This window comes from Anabaena sp. FACHB-83, from assembly GCF_014697485.1.
Taxonomy (GTDB): domain Bacteria; phylum Cyanobacteriota; class Cyanobacteriia; order Cyanobacteriales; family Nostocaceae; genus Nostoc_B.
This window is the reverse complement of the sequence record NZ_JACJRY010000055.1, coordinates 17266-35046: the sequence shown is the minus strand read 5'-3', so window position 1 is coordinate 35046 and position 17781 is coordinate 17266. Positions and strand designations below refer to the sequence as shown.

Annotated in this window: 16 protein-coding genes; 6 read left to right on the top strand and 10 right to left on the bottom strand. The window is 42.1% G+C overall.

Features of this window, described 5'->3' with window-relative positions; genetic code table 11:
* Positions 1 to 98 precede the first annotated feature (98 nt).
* Positions 99 to 386 carry a hypothetical protein gene (locus H6G79_RS31810; protein WP_190594441.1) on the top strand — a complete coding sequence of 96 codons (288 nt, stop codon included), beginning with the start codon at positions 99 to 101 and terminating at the stop codon, positions 384 to 386.
* Between the two features lie 44 nt (positions 387 to 430).
* On the opposite strand, the gene H6G79_RS31805 is transcribed toward H6G79_RS31810, so the two are convergent.
* The 4 genes from H6G79_RS31805 to H6G79_RS31790 all read right to left on the bottom strand — a co-directional run bounded on the left by H6G79_RS31805 (position 431) and on the right by H6G79_RS31790 (position 2331).
* Positions 431 to 646, bottom strand: a complete 216-nt coding sequence (locus H6G79_RS31805) for a DUF4926 domain-containing protein (protein WP_190594442.1) — start codon at positions 644 to 646, stop codon at positions 431 to 433.
* Between the two features lie 17 nt (positions 647 to 663).
* Positions 664 to 996 (bottom strand): DUF6883 domain-containing protein, encoded by a 333-nt coding sequence (locus H6G79_RS31800; protein WP_190594443.1) that lies wholly within the window; start codon positions 994 to 996, stop codon positions 664 to 666.
* Between the two features lie 187 nt (positions 997 to 1183).
* A complete protein-coding gene (locus H6G79_RS31795) occupies positions 1184 to 1609 on the bottom strand; it encodes a hypothetical protein (RefSeq protein WP_190594444.1) in 426 nt (141 codons plus the stop codon).
* Entirely contained in the window at positions 1606 to 2331 is a 726-nt protein-coding gene (locus H6G79_RS31790) for a ParA family protein (RefSeq protein WP_190594445.1), read from the bottom strand. The genes H6G79_RS31795 and H6G79_RS31790 overlap by 4 nt, the downstream gene beginning before the upstream one ends.
* Positions 2332 to 2992: 661 nt before the next feature.
* Between H6G79_RS31790 and H6G79_RS31785 the strand changes: the two genes are divergently transcribed.
* Entirely contained in the window at positions 2993 to 3172 is a 180-nt protein-coding gene (locus tag H6G79_RS31785; protein ID WP_096576280.1) for a high light inducible protein, read from the top strand.
* A gap of 289 nt (positions 3173 to 3461) precedes the next feature.
* Here the strand turns inward: H6G79_RS31785 and H6G79_RS31780 are convergent, their stop codons facing one another.
* Positions 3462 to 3788 carry a hypothetical protein gene (locus tag H6G79_RS31780; RefSeq protein WP_190594446.1) on the bottom strand — a complete coding sequence of 109 codons (327 nt, stop codon included), beginning with the start codon at positions 3786 to 3788 and terminating at the stop codon, positions 3462 to 3464.
* A gap of 1339 nt (positions 3789 to 5127) precedes the next feature.
* The gene (locus H6G79_RS31775; protein ID WP_190594447.1) at positions 5128 to 5298 is read right to left on the bottom strand and encodes a hypothetical protein; all 171 of its coding nucleotides are present in this window, start codon (positions 5296 to 5298) and stop codon (positions 5128 to 5130) included.
* Between the two features lie 418 nt (positions 5299 to 5716).
* Between H6G79_RS31775 and mobV the strand changes: the two genes are divergently transcribed.
* The 4 genes from mobV to H6G79_RS31755 all read left to right on the top strand — a co-directional run bounded on the left by mobV (position 5717) and on the right by H6G79_RS31755 (position 12422).
* The gene (gene mobV, locus H6G79_RS31770; RefSeq protein ID WP_190594465.1) at positions 5717 to 7513 is read left to right on the top strand and encodes a MobV family relaxase; all 1797 of its coding nucleotides are present in this window, start codon (positions 5717 to 5719) and stop codon (positions 7511 to 7513) included.
* A gap of 172 nt (positions 7514 to 7685) precedes the next feature.
* On the top strand, positions 7686 to 8108 hold the full coding sequence (locus H6G79_RS31765) for a hypothetical protein (RefSeq protein WP_190594448.1): 423 nt from the start codon (positions 7686 to 7688) through the stop codon (positions 8106 to 8108).
* Positions 8105 to 11875, top strand: coding sequence for a tetratricopeptide repeat protein (locus H6G79_RS31760; protein ID WP_190594449.1), 3771 nt, complete (start codon positions 8105 to 8107; stop codon positions 11873 to 11875). The genes H6G79_RS31765 and H6G79_RS31760 overlap by 4 nt, the downstream gene beginning before the upstream one ends.
* On the top strand, positions 11781 to 12422 hold the full coding sequence (locus H6G79_RS31755) for a GUN4 domain-containing protein (RefSeq protein ID WP_242048671.1): 642 nt from the start codon (positions 11781 to 11783) through the stop codon (positions 12420 to 12422). Before H6G79_RS31760 ends, H6G79_RS31755 begins: the two co-directional genes overlap by 95 nt.
* Positions 12423 to 12619: 197 nt before the next feature.
* Here the strand turns inward: H6G79_RS31755 and H6G79_RS31750 are convergent, their stop codons facing one another.
* The 4 genes from H6G79_RS31750 to H6G79_RS31740 form a co-directional block, all read right to left on the bottom strand.
* The gene (locus H6G79_RS31750) at positions 12620 to 13297 is read right to left on the bottom strand and encodes a bifunctional 2-polyprenyl-6-hydroxyphenol methylase/3-demethylubiquinol 3-O-methyltransferase UbiG (protein ID WP_190594451.1); all 678 of its coding nucleotides are present in this window, start codon (positions 13295 to 13297) and stop codon (positions 12620 to 12622) included.
* A 46-nt stretch (positions 13298 to 13343) separates the two neighbouring features.
* On the bottom strand, positions 13344 to 16604 hold the full coding sequence (locus tag H6G79_RS31745; protein ID WP_190594452.1) for a DUF5906 domain-containing protein: 3261 nt from the start codon (positions 16602 to 16604) through the stop codon (positions 13344 to 13346).
* Positions 16604 to 16738, bottom strand: coding sequence for a hypothetical protein (locus H6G79_RS37540; RefSeq protein WP_277877383.1), 135 nt, complete (start codon positions 16736 to 16738; stop codon positions 16604 to 16606). The genes H6G79_RS31745 and H6G79_RS37540 overlap by 1 nt, the downstream gene beginning before the upstream one ends.
* Positions 16739 to 17011: 273 nt before the next feature.
* Positions 17012 to 17734, bottom strand: a complete 723-nt coding sequence (locus H6G79_RS31740; protein WP_190594453.1) for a hypothetical protein — start codon at positions 17732 to 17734, stop codon at positions 17012 to 17014.
* Positions 17735 to 17781 lie beyond the last annotated feature (47 nt).

The window sequence follows — 17781 nt, the reverse complement described above, 5'->3', positions numbered from 1 at the left end:
TGGGTCGAGGAACTGGTCGGTTCTATTCGCAATAAGCAAGCATATTATCAGCGAGGTTTAAGGGCTATGGAGCTTATACAGCAAGCACTTTAGGGAGCTTGTCGCCCCTTGAAGAATTTAACCTTGATCTAGCAGAAATTCTTGAGGCTATCAAATCAGGAAAATTGCAATATCGGCACAATACTTTATATGGAAATCCCTGCTTTAAACTCTTAAGGAATGAGGTAGAAAATTTTGTCATTGAAAAATATGGGTCGGATTATTTAAAAACTCAAAAGTGTAAAGCTGAATTATCAAAAATCAATACAGAAATCCGAAGTTTGAACCGAAAAATATCTGAATTAGAGAAAAGAAAAAAAGAACTTTTAGCAACCATTAACTCTTGATTGTGGTTGATTTAACTGAGGTTTTGCTTCAGTTAATAAAAGATTTACACTAATGTTCTTTCACCAATTGGTTGATGATATAAAAGCATTAGTTGACTAGCATTTAAAGTTTCTACTGCATAAGCTTTTCCTGTTAAGTCGCTGAATTCTACTTCAAAGACTCCTCTTTCGTATTCATCTACAATTGTTCCTACTTGACCGCGATACAATTCCAATTCTGGTAGGTCTTCGGTTAGGGCAACAACATCTAATAATTTCATAGGCATTATCTCAGTGCTTAGAGTATATAACAGGTGACTAGGCGGGGGAAGTTTTCATCATTTCGTACTATCCAAACACTCTGAATTATTGCTTGTTTGTTGGCGCGAGTAACAGGAAAGTCAATGATATATTTTTGACCGTATGAATTCCTTTTACCGGGAATAGCATCATAATTAGCTACTGCTTGTAAAAGTAGGGTTTGTAGTTCTTCTACATTATCTAAATTTAAGTCTAGTGCAGATTGAAATACACGCGCTTTGTGCTTTCCTTCTGGATGTTCTGGGTTGAGACAATACCCGGCGATTTTCTCTGTTTCAACGATAGCGCGTTCAGGGTTAGGCAGTTTCATAATCCGTTCGCTATAGCCAGCTAGATCCTCTGAGTTTGGGTAGTCAAGCGTTGCCTTAGATTTCAGGTGTAAGGTTATTCACTGTTTTCAATATGGATTGCCGCCAAGATGCCTGCAAACAGGAACACGATTTAAAGCTTTATAGTATTAGACCTTAATAGGATAAGCTCATTAAGCTTTAATTATTTTATAGGTTTAGTAATCGTTTGAGGTCTTCAGTATTCTTGACTTGGCTCCAGTCAATATTACAAGAAAGCAATAGTTCTATTGCAACGCCTATTAGGTGTTGTGGGTAAACTCGCTCACCAGGAGGGACTGCTTCTGTGTTGTTGTCTCGTACTGTTCGGGCTGTATCTGTTAACCAGTCATGCTGTGTGCGAGTAATTTTGATGTTGATTGTCACAGGTTTTTCCTTAACTACTGGCTCAGAGGTTGATGATGCAGTAGGGGCTGACAATACTGGGTCTTGAGTTGGGGAGGTTACAGGCATTTTCTCAACTGGTGGATAAGTTGGTTCTACTTCAGTGGGAGGAGAGGTAATTTCTGGCTCTGTTTGGCTTTTAATTCCAGAAAATTGGCTTAATTTCATGCCAGACATTTTCTTTCTTGTCATTTAGTCCCCCAATATTTGGTGCATTCTTTAGCCAAAGACTGGTAAGCTCTAGCACCACTGGACTTGGGCGCATAAGTCAAGATTGGTTGTTGCACTGCGATAGATTCAGCAACGGCTATGTTATCAGGGATTGTTGTGTGTAAAAGTCGATAACCTAACTCTACCGCCGCCTCAATTAACAAATCATCAGCTTCTTTGGTCAGAACTAACCGGGGCTTATACCGAGTTCTAACAACATCAATGGGAATATCTGCCCTTTCTCCTCGAATTAATTCCACAGCTTCCGAAAGTCCTTTCAAGGAAGCTGGTTCATTCATTGTGGGGATAAGAATGCGTGAGCTGCTGAGGATAGCTTGCACTGATGCTACCGATAGCCCAGGTGGGCAGTCCATTAAAACTACATCAAACCCTCTAAGCTGTGAAAGTGCTGGAATAAACAAGTTATCAGATGATGTTAGGCGAAACATACCTATGTCACCTGGAATCAGATAAAGGTGTTTAATTTTGGTTTCGGTAGGTGTGACTGTTTCCCCCTCAGTTAGCCAGTCTAGAGTTGTTGGCTGTTGACCATCCATGCCCAAACCGAACGAGAGAGTACGCTGTCCATCTAAATCAATTAGTAAGGTTTTGCGTTTGGGAGATGCTAGAAATGCCCCTAAGTTTAGGGTGGTGGAGCTTTTACCTGTCCCACCTTTAAAGTTGAATACACTAATAACGATCACTTTTTAAAGGTTAAAGCGTTAATGAGTTTATAGCATAAAGGTCTAATACTTTAATATGTCTATACATTTAGACAAATAGCCCGACTCCTCAAGGTTGTAAAAGTAAGAACCTCTAATTGACTAATACCATAAAGGTCTAATACTTTAATATGTCTATACATTTAGACAAATAGCCCGACTCCTCAAGGTTGTAAAAGTAAGAACCTCTAATTGACTAATACCATAAAGGTCTAATACTTTAATATGTCTATACATTTAGACAAATAGCCCGACTCCTCAAGGTTGTAAAAGTAAGAACCTCTAATTGACTAATACCATAAAGGTCTAATACTTTAATATGTCTATACATTTAGACAAATAGCCCGACTCCTCAAGGTTGTAAAAGTAAGAACCTCTAATTGACTAATACCATAAAGGTCTAATACTTTAATATATTCATCTGTTTTTACTTGCGCCCCATTGGGCAGTGATTTTAGTGGTGCTGTTCCACCTTTCTTGTCCGGTTGTGGCTCACTCGATTCCACGCACGTACTTTTTCCCTAAATGGCACAGTGACTCCTGACACCTTTATTTGCACTGAATGTTGCATTATCTTAAAAGTCTGTTACATTACGTTACATACAGTGGCAACTGTACAACGCAATACATTGGAGTTTTGTTTATGTCAGGTTTTAAGAATCCTAAACCTACTGTTTCCGACGATCCAAATGCTTTGCGTTTTGGGTTCACTACTGATAGTGAAAATTGGAACGGTCGTTTTGCAATGATTGGTTTTTTATCTATCGTTGTGATTGAAGTTTTTTCAGGTCAAGGCTTTCTCCATTTTTGGGGCATCCTGTAAATTGATATCAGCTCATTCGCCTTCAGTTGATTAAACTTAGTTCACTTAGAACCGAACATTGATTCTATCTTGGATGCAATGCTGGAAGTGAAACGTTCGTACCTATCCTAATCGCTTGTGATCTGCCATCTACGATTTTGAGATCACAAGCGTTTCTTAATTTTTGATTGATGGTAACGGATATTACACCAATTTAGGATTTCGTTGAATCTGCAATTAAAAATACTTCTACCTCTGCAATGAGACATTTGCAGAGGTAGAAATTTACTCATGAATGCTTGAGACACGCCTATGAACTTGCACCAGCTTCAGCTACAACAGCACCTTCTTCTGGTTTAGGCTCTTTCAATTTTTTTTCAAAAATCTGGATTCCGGCATCAATCACCTCAAACCCATTTTCGGTTCGTTGTCCAAGCTTCCCCGATATAGCACCTGCCCAGTCCGTAAACTCAGATGTGTTGGTTTCAGCCTTCCGCCAGCTTTTTGCATTAACTTGAGCAGTAAAGACTATGCCGTTCTGGTCAGTTAGTGAGACTTCAACTTTCTTGTTGGCTGCTGGTGTAGCGACTGGTAATTCACCGCTAAATTTAATTGTGACTTCGCTCTTTACTTGCATACCTCGCCCCCTGGCTCATCATCAACGAAAATTTTTAGCTACTGAATTTTATCAAGCAGTCAGGTTGACCACAATTTTAATGCGCGGCTGAAATATCATCTTCAGATTACGCAAAAAAGTTTTGCCCGTTTTTTTGACTCAACAGCATCATCAGAACAAAATCGCGTTCACAGCCACTCGGTTTACTACCAACGCACTACAATTGAACTACAATAGTGATTCTTCCCTTGATAAGCTCAGTCATAATCACCACTAAGTCTATGTAATTAGTGGGTTTTTAATTCTCTCAATTGTATACCAGATTACTATTTTCTCGGACTGTTCTACGACTAGTCGTAGGCTGTTCTACAACTGCGCTATGACTGCTCTAGAGCATCTCAAATCGCAACTCAAAGACTGCTCAAAGGCAGTCACAGGGAAACGGCAGTCAATGGCTGTCAACAATTCTGCGGTGGCAGAATAAAATAACCATACTTACTATGGTTATTTTTGCTATTGCAAATAAGAGCCATTTTTGAAGGGCGTTTTGGGCTAAAAATTGGATTTTTTGGGGATAAGTTATCTTAACAAGGTGAGAGTGAAATGGCTGACGCTATAGCGCCATGAAAGAAATTAAAGCGGCGTAATTTAACAGGCAGTGCAGTAAATGAGTTGATTGAGGCTGAATAATACCTCAATGTTGCAAACATACTTCAAAAAACTGATTTCAATATAGAACTGCTTGAACAAAAGAAATCTGTTATCCCAATTTTTTTTGCATAAAAGCATGACCTTAAATAGCTCATCACCTTTTCATCTAAACTATCCTTCGGGCGCTTAATGACAATTCTTCTTTGCTCTAACTCTGTCATGACTAAAAACTCCTAAAACTATATCGATTTTTGTGTGTTTTAAATAGTGATTTTGTAATAAAAATCACTTTCCCCAAGGGGGCAACCAAAAACCCAAAAATAGCGGTTTTTTTGTCCCCAGGGGCATCTTTTTACAAGGTCAATCTCCAAATATCAAGGTTTCATGATTTTCTTGAGGGACAACCAAAACTCGAAAAATGACCTTATTTATGTCCCAAGAGACACCAGCAATCTAGAGATTTTTGGACTGAAACCCTTGCCTCTACAAAGTTTCAGCCACTTTACTACCCCGGTTTCATTCTCAATAAGCCAGGGTCTTATTGAGAATACGTAATCTGGCGATGTTGCAAACGTACTTCAAAAAATCGGTTTCAATTGAGTCACTACTTGAGCAAGAAAATCTGTAATTCCAAATATTGTTTAGTTCAATGAGAGCCACCAAGAACAGCCAGCACTTTCTATATTTGAGTTCTTTCTGGCTTTCACTTTTACCAAAAGCAGCAGCTCCCATCACCTAACACCACTGGTTTATTCCATTCCGCCCACAGTTTTTGTTCAGGTTTGGGGCTGACTCCTAAGCTCCAACCTTCTATATAAAAGTTGATTTTAGCTTGAATCATCAGGGTTTGCGGCTTACTAAGACCGTCGCTGTTGCTCAATGTCAGTCATGCTAATAGCTGGTTAATTTGCTGGTTTTAGAGCAGCACAAAAGATGTGCAAATCAGCACTTATATAGTGCTAATTCTGCACAGTTTTTGCACAGTTTTCGACCAAAACTTGTGCATCTTCATGACCAAAAGTGCCAAATTAGCCGTACCGAATTGTGCTAATTCTGTGCAGAACTGTGCAATTTTAGCTCTTAGATTGCACCAATGGCTTTCGATTGATGGCGATGGATGGGCGGTAGCAGAAAGCTTTGGGATGGGGGTACTAATATGGAGGTGTACTCACTACACTTCCGCGCCCTGCGGGTGGGCTGCGCCCATTCCTCGCTACGCTCAGAACGCAGAAGTTACGTTCGCCCCTGCGGGGAGTTTGCACAACTTTGGCACAACTGTAAAATTCGAGAGAAAATCAATGGCGGCTTTAGCAATTCTGCGCGTTGAAAAACTCAAGTCTTTTGGCAATGTTGGGGGTAGCGAAAAGCATACCGCCCGTTTACAAGATACCCCAAACGCTGACACCACTAAAAAAAATATCAGACTGATTGGTATGGAGGACGGTACACCACTCGAAGAACTGGTAAAAACCAAGATAGCCAGCACCACTAAACACAAACCGCGTAAGGATGCCGTGCTGTGTAGTGAGATTTTCTTGTCGGCATCGCCTGAATATTTCCGCCCTCATGACCCGTCAAAGGCTGGTGAGTGGGACGATAAGCGCATGGCCGATTTCGCCACTGCTTCTTACTTTTGGTTAAAAGAAAACTATGGTGATAAGTGCGTCAGGGCAGAATTGCATTTGGACGAAGCTACTCCCCACATTCATGCTTACGTTGTACCCATCAACGACAAAACCAAACAACTGAGCCATAAAGAAATGTTTGGCGGTGATGGTCGGGCTGCCAGCATTAAACTGTCCAAACTCCAAGACAGTTATGCAGAAGCACTCGCTCCTTTGGGCATCCAACGGGGAGTCAAGGGCAGCAAGGCAACTCACACGAAAGTAAAAGAGTATTACCAAGCCGTTAACAGCGAACCATTAAGCAACGTTTGGTCAAATCAACAATTAGCACCCTTACCTTTGGAACCAGCTAGGGCTTACGTTGCCCGGATTCAGCAGAGTGACGATTTTCAAACTATTAACCATCAATTGGCTGACCGCGCTTTCATGGCGCAACGGCTATCCCGTGCCGAGCAACGAGCCAGAGATAGTGAAAAGGAACGGCAGCAACTTGAAAAACAGGTGCAACTGTTGGAATCAACCAGTCAACTGCGTGACTTACCCCTAGAGGATGTCGCTTGGGAGTTGGGGCTACATCATGACCAAGGACGGTGGAAAGGTCATGGTCACATCATTAATATAGATGGGTCGAAGTTCTACGATTTTTCACCCGAACAACAGAAGGGCGGCGGTGGTGCAATTGATTTGGTGATGCACGTTAACTCTTGTAATTTTCGACAGGCGATCGCTTGGCTTAGTGACCGATTCGGGGAAGCTGGAGCAGAAAGAGCAGCGATCGCTCACGCCAGGAATGCGACAAGTGAGATTATCCAGTCTGAACCACGTCCGCAATTTCGGCTACCAGTTGAGGATAAAGCCAAATGGCAGTTAGTCTCTGACTACCTCACCCAGAAACGGGGAATAGAGGAAAATCTGGTTCAAGCTCTCCACGAACGGGGGCTAGTTTATGCTGATGACCAGCAAAATGCTGTGTTCGTGATGCGGAATCTTGGCGATTTGCCCCATGCTAAAGGTGCATTTCTGCGTGGGACAAGGGGCGAAAACAACAGTTTTAAGGGTTATGAGAAAGGGACTAAGCGACGTGAGGGTTGGTTTTACTTCCACCTGGGCGGACAACCAACTGACCCACCTGAGAAACTGGTGCTATGTTCCTCGCCCATCGATGCTATGTCAATAGCAATGCTGGAGTATCAAGTTAGAGGCGACGTGCCACCCACGAGAACGCTGTACATGGCAGTTGATAGCCCCAACAGTTTACCTGTAGAGCAATTGCGGCATATCCCTAATGTGCAGGTGGCTTTTGACCCAGATGTTGCTGGTGATGCAGCTGCACGGGCAGTAAAAGAACTACTGCCACAGGCTACTCGGCTGTTGTGCAAGGCGGCTGATTGGAATCAGCAACTTATTGATTATGGGCGGCAGTTACGCCAGCAGCAACGACGGGAACAGGATGATGATTTGAGTCTTTAAATGGTTTGAAAACTGAGTCTGCATTACACGTTGGAGCCCAAAAGTGGAATGCTACATAAATCGATGAGTCTAAATAATAAGCTAACTAGAGATTTTTTTAATTAATTGTGTAATTTAGACCAAAAACTATGTGGTAATAATAAAATATAATACCGCGCTTAAGAGGTAGTAGATGGAGCCATTAACTGCTGGTGCGATCGCTTTCACAACTTGGGTAGTGGGTAAAATTATTGACTGGTCTACAGACAAAACCTTCGATATAGCTTCAGAAGGGCTGATGCAACTCCTGAAGCAGAAATCGCCTGATACAGCCAAAGCTTTAATAGTAGCAAAGGAAAACGCCACCTTACCTCCAGGCGAACGAAAGGATATTGGCGAAGCTGTTTTGGTAGAAGAAGTGAAAAAGGCAGCAGCCACAGACCCAGAAATTAAAGCAGCAGTAGAAGCTTTAGGAAATGATATCAATCAAGCTGTAACCGAGAATCCCCAATTAGAAAAGCAATTAACAACTGTGATTGAAAATTGGCAAGGAATAAATATTAAAGGCGGAGAGCCAACTATCAAAAACAATACCTTCAAATTTAGCAGCAAATGACTAGTGAAAATTGGCAAGGAATAAATATTAAAGGCGGAGAGCAGAATATTGTAGGCAATACCTTCATCTTTGAGCAAGGTAAACAAAACCCTCCGAATAATATTCCATATTCCGGCTCAAATAACTTTGTTGGTAGAGAGGATGAACTCAGTCAACTGAGTGAAAAGTTACAAAAACCAAATGTAGTAGCAATTTCTGCTGTCTCTGGTATGGGTGGAGTTGGCAAAACCGAATTAGCGGTCAGATATGCACGTCAACATGAAGCCGATTATTCTGGTGGAATTTGCTGGTTAAATGCTAGAGACTCAAATTTAGCTGCGGAGATTGTGCAGTTTACCCAGCTTTTCATGAATTTGGAAGTGCCGCAGGAGTTGCAAGGACGACAACTTAGTCTAGAACAACAGGTGGAGTGGTGCTGGCAGAACTGGCGACCAGCAGAAGGTTTGGTGTTGGTAATATTGGATGATGTCACTTCTTGGAAAAGTTGTCAAAAGGTACTACCAAAAGCTAATCGTTTCCGAATTTTGATGACAACACGCCTACGACGATTAGACACCAATTTTGTGGAAATCTCACTAGATGTGTTGCCAAAAGAGGATGCTTTAAAACTGTTGATAGGTGTTTTAGGCGAACAAGACCAACGAGTGCAGCAGGAATTCCAAGTAGCAGAAGAGTTGTGTGCGTGGCTGGGTTATTTACCTCTAGGTTTGGAGTTGGTAGGACGGTATTTAGTAGAAGATCCTGACTTATCTTTATCAGAAATATTACAGCGTTTGAAAGCCCAGGCATTACAAGATAATGCCATTGATCTATCAGAGGAACAATTACAAGATGCAGACATAACAGCCAAGCGGGGAGTAAAAGCAGCGTTTGAATTAAATTGGCTTGAACTTAATCAAAAAACACAAAATCTAGGTGAATTGTTGAGCCTATTTGCCCCAGATGTCATACCTTGGCACTTGGTGGAATTTATTAGTCAGCATCACTCTCTTGGTTGGCTAAAAGAAGATGTAAATCAAGCAAAAACTCAACTTTATAAGCTTCATTTAATGCAACGTTTAGTAGGCCAAGATGGTCATTACAAAATTCATCCCTTAATTCGAGAATTTTTGAAAGTCAAAGTCGCAGCGTCAGAACGAGTCGATGATTTAAAACAGGCTTTTGTAGAAATTTTTGTAGCCATTGCTAGAGATATTCCTAATTTGCCAATACAGAAATTAAATAAATCTGTAAAAGATGCTATCCCACACTTAGAAGAGGTGGCACAATATCTAATTAATAGCGATCAAAATTTACTTATAATACTTTTTGGTTTATACAATTTTTACTCTAGACAAGGATTATATAAATTAGCAGAACCTTGGTGTAAGGAACGTGTGCGGGTTTGCCAGAATCTTTTTTCTGGCGATTCTATTGAAGTGGCTAACAGTTTAAACAGTTTAGCCTTACTCTACAACAAACAAGGCCGCGATACAGAAGCCGAACCCCTTTTCATTCAATCACTAGAGATAAAAAATCGCTTGTGGTGTAATGGTAAGCTATCCGATGATGATTTGGCTGTTAGTTTAAGCAATCTAGCATCATTATACCATAGCCAAGGTAGGTACAGTGAAGCCGAAACCCTCTATACTAAAGCACTGGAGATGAAACAGCGTCGGTTTCCAGGCGACCATGACTTTAAAGCTACTATATTGGACAACTTAGCCTTACTTCACAATAATCAAGGGCGATACACCGAAGCTGAATCCCTCCACATCAAAGCTTTCGAGATGAGGAAACGCCTATTTTCCGGCGACCATCCCGACGTAGCTACTAGCTTGAATAATTTAGCTTTACTCTACAGCAACCAAGGACGTTACTCCGAAGCCGAATCTTTTTACAGTGAATCACTAGCAATGATGAAACGCCTATTTCCAGGCGACCATCCCGACGTAGCTACTAGCTTAAGCAATTTAACAGGAATTTATGTAACAAAAGGAGACTATAGCGAAGCTGAACACCTCTGCATTGAAGCACTAGAAATAAGAAAGCGCGTGTTTCATGGCGACCATCCAAGTGTAGGTAGTAGTTTGAAGGATTTAGCAGCAATCTATCATCACCAAGGGCGGTATGGGGAAGCTGAAACACTATATAAACAAGCTTTGGAGATGAGACAGCGCCTGTTTAATAGTGATCATCCTGCCGTAGCTGAAAGCTTGACAGGTCTGGCAGCAATCTATCATCACCAAGGGCGGTATGGGGAAGCTGAAACACTATATAAACAAGCTTTGGAGATGAGACAGCGCCTGTTTAATAGTGATCATCCTGACCTAGCTGAAAGCTTGACAAGGCTGGCAGCACTCTACAAAGACCAAGGGCGGTATAGAGAAGCTGAAGAATTGTATCAGCAAGCACTGGAACTAAAAAGACGCTTGCTGGGCGAGGAACATCTTGATGTTGGCGCAATTCTCAATCATCTAGCATTAATATACTATTTTACTGGGCGTTACACCGAAGCTGAACCACTATTTAAGCAAGGACTAAATATTGCCAGACTTGTCTTGGGAGAAGAACACCCCAATATAGCAACTAGCCTTAATAATCTTGCTAATCTCTATTCTTCCATGAACCGATACGCTCAGGCTGAAGATTTGTATCAAAAAGCACTAGAAATGAGAATACACTTACTGGGAGAGGAACACCCAGATGTAGCCTCTAACCTTAGTGACTTGGCTAAACTTTATCACTCTATCGCGCAGTATGCTCAAGCTGAAAAACTTTATCAGCAAGCTCTGTCACTTGATAGACTTTTGCTAGGAGAGGAACACCCATCTGTAGCTGATGATTTCAATAATTTGGCATCACTGTACCATACGATGGGGCGCTATGCTGAAGCTGAACCTTTATTACAGAAAGCCCTAGCACTAAGAATTCGCCTACTAGGAGAATCTCATCGGGATACTGCCAGTAGCTACAACAGCCTCGCTATAATTTATCAAGAGACTGGGCGATATGCTGAAGCAGAAACATTGTATCAGCAAGTTTTTGTAATTTTCAAAAATCTTTTGGGGGAGTTACATCCTCATACTATCACTTGCCTCAACAATTTAGCATTTCTGTTCTGTTTCCAAGGACGATACACAGAAGCTGAACCTTTGTTAGAACAAGTTCTAGCACTGAGGATTCGCGTACAAGGAGAGTATCATACTGAGACTGCTGGTTGCCTCAACCACATAGCTGAACTGTATTATTACACTGGACGATATGCTGAAGCTGAACCTTTGTTACAGAAAGCCCTAGCACTGAGAATTCAACTATTAGGGGAATTACATCCTGATATTGCCACTAGCTACAATAACTTGGCTGGTCTTTACCATGCTACTGGGCGATATGCTGAAGCCAAAAATTTTTACGAGCAAGCTTTAGCACTTAGAGTCCAATTGCTGGGAGATTCACACCCGTATGTGGCTGATAGCCAACGAAATTTGGCTATATTTTATGATTCAATTAAGCGATACAGCGAAGCTAAATCTTTATATCAGCAAGCTCTAGCAATCTACGAACAGACTTTGGGAGTAAATCATCCCCATACACAAAAAGTTATAAGATATTTGAGAACCTTGGAGCATCTTCAACGTCCCATTTTAATGCGTATTTTTATACAGATTTTAATGTTACCATTTAATCTGCTTTATGTACTATGGCAATTGGTTAAACGTATCTCAAGTTCCCTCACGATATATAAAACTCGCAAACCATCTCGAAGCAAGAGAATGGAAAGAAGCTGATGAAGAAACGACAGAGATATTGATGTGGCAAGAGCAAAGTAATCTGTTTAGTGCTGTTTGGACAAACTTGCCAAGTTCGTTCAGTATCAACGAAATTTTCAGTATCCCTGCTCAACGCATATTTCAATATTGTCAATCTATTCCTTGCGAAGATATCCTGGCTGTTGATTATTTATGGGTACATTTTAGTGATGGTCGTTTTGGTTTGAGCGTTCAGAAGAAAATAGCGCAGGAAAGTGGACTAAAAATCATTGATAATATAATGACAATGAGAAGTTGGAATGAAGGTCAACATAATATAGAAATATTGGCAGATCGCTGTGGTTGGAGGGAGGACAACTATTGGATTTATTACGAAGATTTAACCTTTGACATAGAAGCTCCCATAGGTCATCTTCCTGCAAACTACCTTTATTTAGTCGATGAAGCATCAGGCTTTCTCCCTATAAATCACGTATTTGGTAAACGAGAAACTCATATAATTTCGGCACCTCAAGTATGGTATTCTCTTGTATCAAGGCTTAATCTGTGTTCTCACCACAATTAACTGGATAGGAACAGTTAATTGTATTTAAACTTCGACCTCGCAACAGCGATACACAACACTGGCTCTCAAAAGTCTTTCTCTACCTGGATTTGACATTGCGATTAAGAAATTACTAACACCTCGTTACTTAACCTGTTGATTTTAATTCAACCTCAACTATCTGTTTGGGCATTTCGCACTCTGAGGTTTTTGTAGTACTAATATCGTTCAAAGATGAATAACATTGAGGCTGGCTTGTTGGTCTTTGGGTGAGTTGGTTCCATTAACCTCAGTAATCTGTAATTCCTGAGATGAAATTCCCCAATCCATGACTCGACTGTTCTAAAGTACCAGGGAGCCGGATGAAACTCTTCATTTCCTATTCCCAGCCATGAAGTCTCACGCCACCCGTTTTGGTATGGCTGCTCACCACAAGCGATATGAGGGTGAAGTGTTTGAATGATTATTTTGCCCTTGGGTTTTAACAGGCTTTGACCCGCATGAGCTATCTCAGCCAGGGTATCTTCTCCCAGAATGGAAAAATTACAGATAAAGCAGTCAAATTGTTGTATGCTGCCAAATCTCTGTGAAGGCAAATCACGATAGGAACTAACTACAAAGCGGTCATCACCATTGCCGAGTGCTGTTTCGACCATTTGGGCAATGCCATCCACTCCCCAGCCGTCAAACCCACGCGACCATAGTTCCCGACACAACCAACCTTCACCACACCCTATATCTAAAAACGTTTGTGGTTTTAGCTCAACTATGGCTTCTATAATCGCTTTGTCTGTGACCAAAACGCGGCTTTCTAAAAGCTTTTGTTGAACTACACGCATCCACGGTTTGGCATTTAGCTCCCATGAACAGAGGATTTGTTGTTCGTTTGTGTCCATAGTTCAACTTCTTAGTCCAAAATTTCACCATTTTTCTGCTGACAATTTAGCCTGAAGTTTGGTTACGGGCTTTTATTGCATTCACTTTTGAACGTTCTTCAGGAGTCAACTGTTTCCAAACAGCAGATTTATATTCTTTAGTCCAGACTGATGCTAATTGCTCAATCATGTCCCAGGATTGCTCCGCAATACACTCCCTAATCAGTTCCACATTAGAGATTAGTTCCTCTGTTTCATTTGTAAATAGGGGTTTAGCAGATTTTGGCTTTTCACAGGGTTGACCATTGACTGGTTGTTGTGACGCTGCTGCATCATCTTGTGGACAAGCCCCGTCAGCACCATCGCTCGACTGCTGGCCTGATTCTGTTGTCAATAAGCTCTCTGGCATAGCAATAAGCTCGGATGGCACAGCAGTCTCCACACCAGTTGAATCGGCTGGAGTGCTTGCTGCCACTTCATCGCACACCGACCACACCAGTTTGTCCACCTCTAATTCATGATCACAATCAACATTGGGATTGATATCTGATTTTGGCTTCTCATTCCCATCCCAATCTTGATCAGCCGAATCGACATTGACATTGATATTTGATTTTGGTTGTTGATCTAGATCGGGTTTTTGTTGACCCCACAGATTTTTTTCATCCGACCCCTCATAACTGGTGTGGTTGGTGTGGAAGTCTTGATTTATCTGGCTTTGTTGGTGTGGATTTGATGTGGAATTTGGTGTGGAATTTTCCCTTATTGCTATGGGTGTGCCAGTTATTGACATTGGCACATTATCAAAACTAATTCCTTGCAGTGCTTGTAATTTCCGCTTACCCGATGGGTGAGGAACAGTGGTTAATTTGGCTTTGGGGAATAATGCTTTAATTCTGGGTAGGGCTTGGTTAATCGCCTTGACTGTTTTATCGCTGGGCTTGGACTGTTCCTGCCAAATGGCTTTCACCTTGCCATTGCTAGATTCTTCAAATGACAAAGTACCGTTGTCAATGTACCAATCCTCTAGACGTTGCCAGATATCAAAAGCAGTGACAATACCCGAAGGGTTATAAGCCAGCCCTGTGTCCTTACAGAATTGGAACAGGTGTGAATTTTCTGCCTGAATCTCCTCCAAGGCTTGCTGAGTACAGCTGTAGTCAATGCCCTCAACGATTAATGCCTGTAGTCCAGCAATCATTTTATTTAAAAACGCTGGGGCAACGCATTCACGCACGAAATCCACGTCATAAGCGAACCGGGGGTCAGCTAGTAACTCATCGGGGTTATTTGGGTCAGGATTGGTCTTAAATGTTTTGCGGAACAGCAGGGCGGTGATGCGGTCGATAGTGGCTTGAATTGTGCCGTGCAATGGCGGGGTGTCATTCAAGTTAAAGATGCCGATGGCTCTGGGGTCAAATTCGATGTGGTCTTTGCCTTTGCGTTCTGAGTGTAAGACGTTACCAGTAGCAAATAGCTTCAGCGATTGAATTTTATCGAGTCGTGTGGTTTGTGGGTTTTCTGATGCCCAATTCACCCGACTGTTGACCAGGGGAGCTAAGGCAAATTTCCGCCCTTCATCGTAAGCCACAAAGTCAGCTAGGGAACAGCTGGTCATACCTTGATGACCGAAAATAGTAGATACTACCTGTCTAATGGAATCCTTACCGTTTGCACCCAATCCGCAAGCCAGTATGACCTTTGTTTCTCGTCCGCGACGCTTGCGAACTTCCAATAAATCAAGACTCGCCCCCAAGTTCCTTAATAAGATTTGCTGTTGTGGTTCATCTAGACATTCCAGCAGGCGATCGCAATGCCAGGAGTCAGCTTTGGGGTCATATTTCACCAATGGCTCATAAGTATAGAAGTGCTTGTCTGGGTCGTGTTCTTCTAACACAGGCTTTGGTATAGTACCTGACCAGTCAATGGCTAACACGCCATTGGTACAGTTAACCCCTGGTGGATTGAGTAATTGTGGGTCAATTTCGACTCGCAGCTTCACCCACTCCAGCAACTCTTTGACCTTGTTGGGTTTGGCGTAGGGGTAGGTGATGACAAAGTTATCGCCGTTTTTCTTGATGACCGAATAGGAATTGCAATAATTGGTGATCCGCCGACGCTCAACAGCATCGGGTGAGTGTCTGTAGCCTTTGCCATGCCAGTAGTACAGCTTGCCATCGGCACAGATCCATTTTGTTTCGCCGTAAAGGGTGTTAAAACCTTTTTGTAGGAATGTGCTGTCCGGCTCGGAGTCCAAATCCGCAACATCTATTGTGTTTTGGGCTAGTTGTTGTTGCTGTTGGGCTGTAACTTCTGCAATCTGCTGAAGTAGTAGCTCTACTAATTCATCGCCTGTCATGCCTGACTCAAAAATGTCTGCTATGTCTCCTTTATCTTGCAGGCTGGGTTGAATTCTTAGCAAGTCGATGGCAACAAAATTTACTCCGGCTTGGTGACAAATCTCTTTGATTCGCTGTTGTTTCTTCCAGCCAGTTTCGTCATTATCAGTGCAGTAAGCCAGTAAAAAATCTTTACCTGTACTGTGCTGGATTTGGGTTAATGAATGGAGTATGTCACCGTCAGAACTGCTGCCTACCCAAGTAATGCTGGCTAAGTTTTGTAATCGGCTGGCTTCGACGCATTTTTCACCTTCATGGGCCAGCAGTATGGGGATGCCATCTGTGGCTTTAATGATGGCGATCGCTTCATCTTGTCTGTAAGCTGGCCATTTTCCTTCTTTCTTCCAGGTAATCTTATTAGTTATGGGGTCAATTCGGCTGACGGAGAATGTTTTGACCCTGCCTTTGGGGACAGCAGCACTCTGACAGGAAAATCTGTGAGCTTTTCGCCCGTTGCTATAGTCGTATTCAACCACTGTAATTTCTTTTAATTCCTCTGCTGTGGCTCCCGAATCCGATAGCCTGATGGCAACGGATTTGGGAACGAAATCAGGGGTTACAGGCTGTGGCGTGGTGATATCACCGTTGAGCCTACATACCCTTAACTGTGATGGGTCAACATTTAAAACCTTGGGTGGGAAGGCTGGTTTTTTCGCCTTAACTGGCTTGAATCTGGGTAGTGGTGTGTAAGTCCCAAGTTTTCTTTCTTCGAGTACCTCACTCCAAGGCTTGATTGCTTCTCGAATATCTCGGTGAAGGCAGTCATTGTAACAACTGTATTTGCCGTTACTGGGGTTGACGCTTAAGTTATGACCACCACAGGCTGGGCAGATATATTTATTTTTCTCTTTGGCTGGTTCTAGCTGGTCAAGAAAATTGCGAATGTCAAAGGAAGCGATCGCTGTTTCATGGGGAAATTGTGCAACCATTACGCGATACCTCCCTTAACAATATTTAATTGTTGACCATTGCTTAATAAGTAATTTTGTGATTTCTTAGGCGCGACTGATGCGTAGTGTCGCTTGTCACGAGTGGCTGAGTCATTTAATAGCGGTAATTGCACTTCCTGTTCCTCCATTATCTATGTGTTTTGGAGGAATTGGAGCTATCACTTATAGTAATCTTTTATACTAAAATTTAGGTATATAAAAACCTGAAATTCCTGAGTATCTCTTTCTAGGAGGGTGACAGTGTTACAATGCCTTAATACTCCAAAAGGTTTGATAAGATTACTATTAGGGATATTATTAGGTTCCACACCCAATCCCCAATTCCAAATGAATAAGCTTTGAAAACCCTGTTGTCCTCACTGGACAAGGGGTTTTCAGTTTTTAGACTACTTGTACTGGGCTAACCAAGCCCTAACAAACTCGATTACTTCCTCCTGTGAAATCACAAACATAGTGCCTTTTCTTCTGAGAGCCAGAATCCTCATGTTTCCTACCGAAGAATAGAGATGCTCATTAAGATTAGAAGCTGGCTTGGTAGGATTCCATAAGACCAAAACTTTTGCTGTTGGCGTTTTTGTCGCTTCACGAGAGGTCATGAAGAATTGATCTCGGTTTTTGTTGAGCCACTTTTCATAAGCAGCCAACTCCAGCAGTGGGCAAGGCTTCCAAGTGGTCAAGCCACACTTATTCTTCTTTCTAACCTGTAGAACTTCTTTTGCTTCGTTGTAGACTACCTCCCGATCTCCAAGAGAGCGAATTGAGATAAACAAGTGAGTGGTTCGTGGAAATCTCACAAACAAGTCGATATGGTTGTCCTCGCTTCCTGGAAATGGGAAGACTTGTATTCCTTCGCTTTTAAACTCTTCCCAAAGCATGGTTGTTAATTTTTCCAACCGCGCCAGTTTTTGAGTGATCACCAAGGGCTTGTAGGCCAATACAAAAGCTGCCCATCCAAAGGGATGAATCCAACCCCCAGTTAACAGTGCAGCACTACCAGCTGCCATAGCAACGGTAGACTGGTAGTCTTTCATTTTCCTAAGCCACTCTAACGCCGCTTCGTTATGCAGTGGCAGTTGAAAATTTACTGGTGGCTCTTTCACAGTAGTCATTGGCGACTTTAAAAATTAATAATGATGTGAAATCAGCACAAACTTTA

What these genes read in the sequence shown, in the direction of transcription:
- H6G79_RS31755 (WP_242048671.1), top strand. Translation starts at nt 11,781, where the DNA reads ATGTACTATGGCAATTGGTTAAACGTATCTCAAGTTCCCTCACGATAT.
- H6G79_RS31765 (WP_190594448.1), top strand. Translation starts at nt 7,686, where the DNA reads ATGGAGCCATTAACTGCTGGTGCGATCGCTTTCACAACTTGGGTAGTG.
- H6G79_RS31800 (WP_190594443.1), bottom strand. Translation starts at nt 996, where the DNA reads ATGAAACTGCCTAACCCTGAACGCGCTATCGTTGAAACAGAGAAAATC.
- H6G79_RS31805 (WP_190594442.1), bottom strand. Translation starts at nt 646, where the DNA reads ATGAAATTATTAGATGTTGTTGCCCTAACCGAAGACCTACCAGAATTG.
- H6G79_RS31745 (WP_190594452.1), bottom strand. Translation starts at nt 16,604, where the DNA reads ATGGTTGCACAATTTCCCCATGAAACAGCGATCGCTTCCTTTGACATT.
- H6G79_RS31785 (WP_096576280.1), top strand. Translation starts at nt 2,993, where the DNA reads ATGTCAGGTTTTAAGAATCCTAAACCTACTGTTTCCGACGATCCAAAT.
- mobV (WP_190594465.1), top strand. Translation starts at nt 5,717, where the DNA reads ATGGCGGCTTTAGCAATTCTGCGCGTTGAAAAACTCAAGTCTTTTGGC.
- H6G79_RS31760 (WP_190594449.1), top strand. Translation starts at nt 8,105, where the DNA reads ATGACTAGTGAAAATTGGCAAGGAATAAATATTAAAGGCGGAGAGCAG.
- H6G79_RS31795 (WP_190594444.1), bottom strand. Translation starts at nt 1,609, where the DNA reads ATGACAAGAAAGAAAATGTCTGGCATGAAATTAAGCCAATTTTCTGGA.
- H6G79_RS31740 (WP_190594453.1), bottom strand. Translation starts at nt 17,734, where the DNA reads ATGACTACTGTGAAAGAGCCACCAGTAAATTTTCAACTGCCACTGCAT.
- H6G79_RS31780 (WP_190594446.1), bottom strand. Translation starts at nt 3,788, where the DNA reads ATGCAAGTAAAGAGCGAAGTCACAATTAAATTTAGCGGTGAATTACCA.
- H6G79_RS31750 (WP_190594451.1), bottom strand. Translation starts at nt 13,297, where the DNA reads ATGGACACAAACGAACAACAAATCCTCTGTTCATGGGAGCTAAATGCC.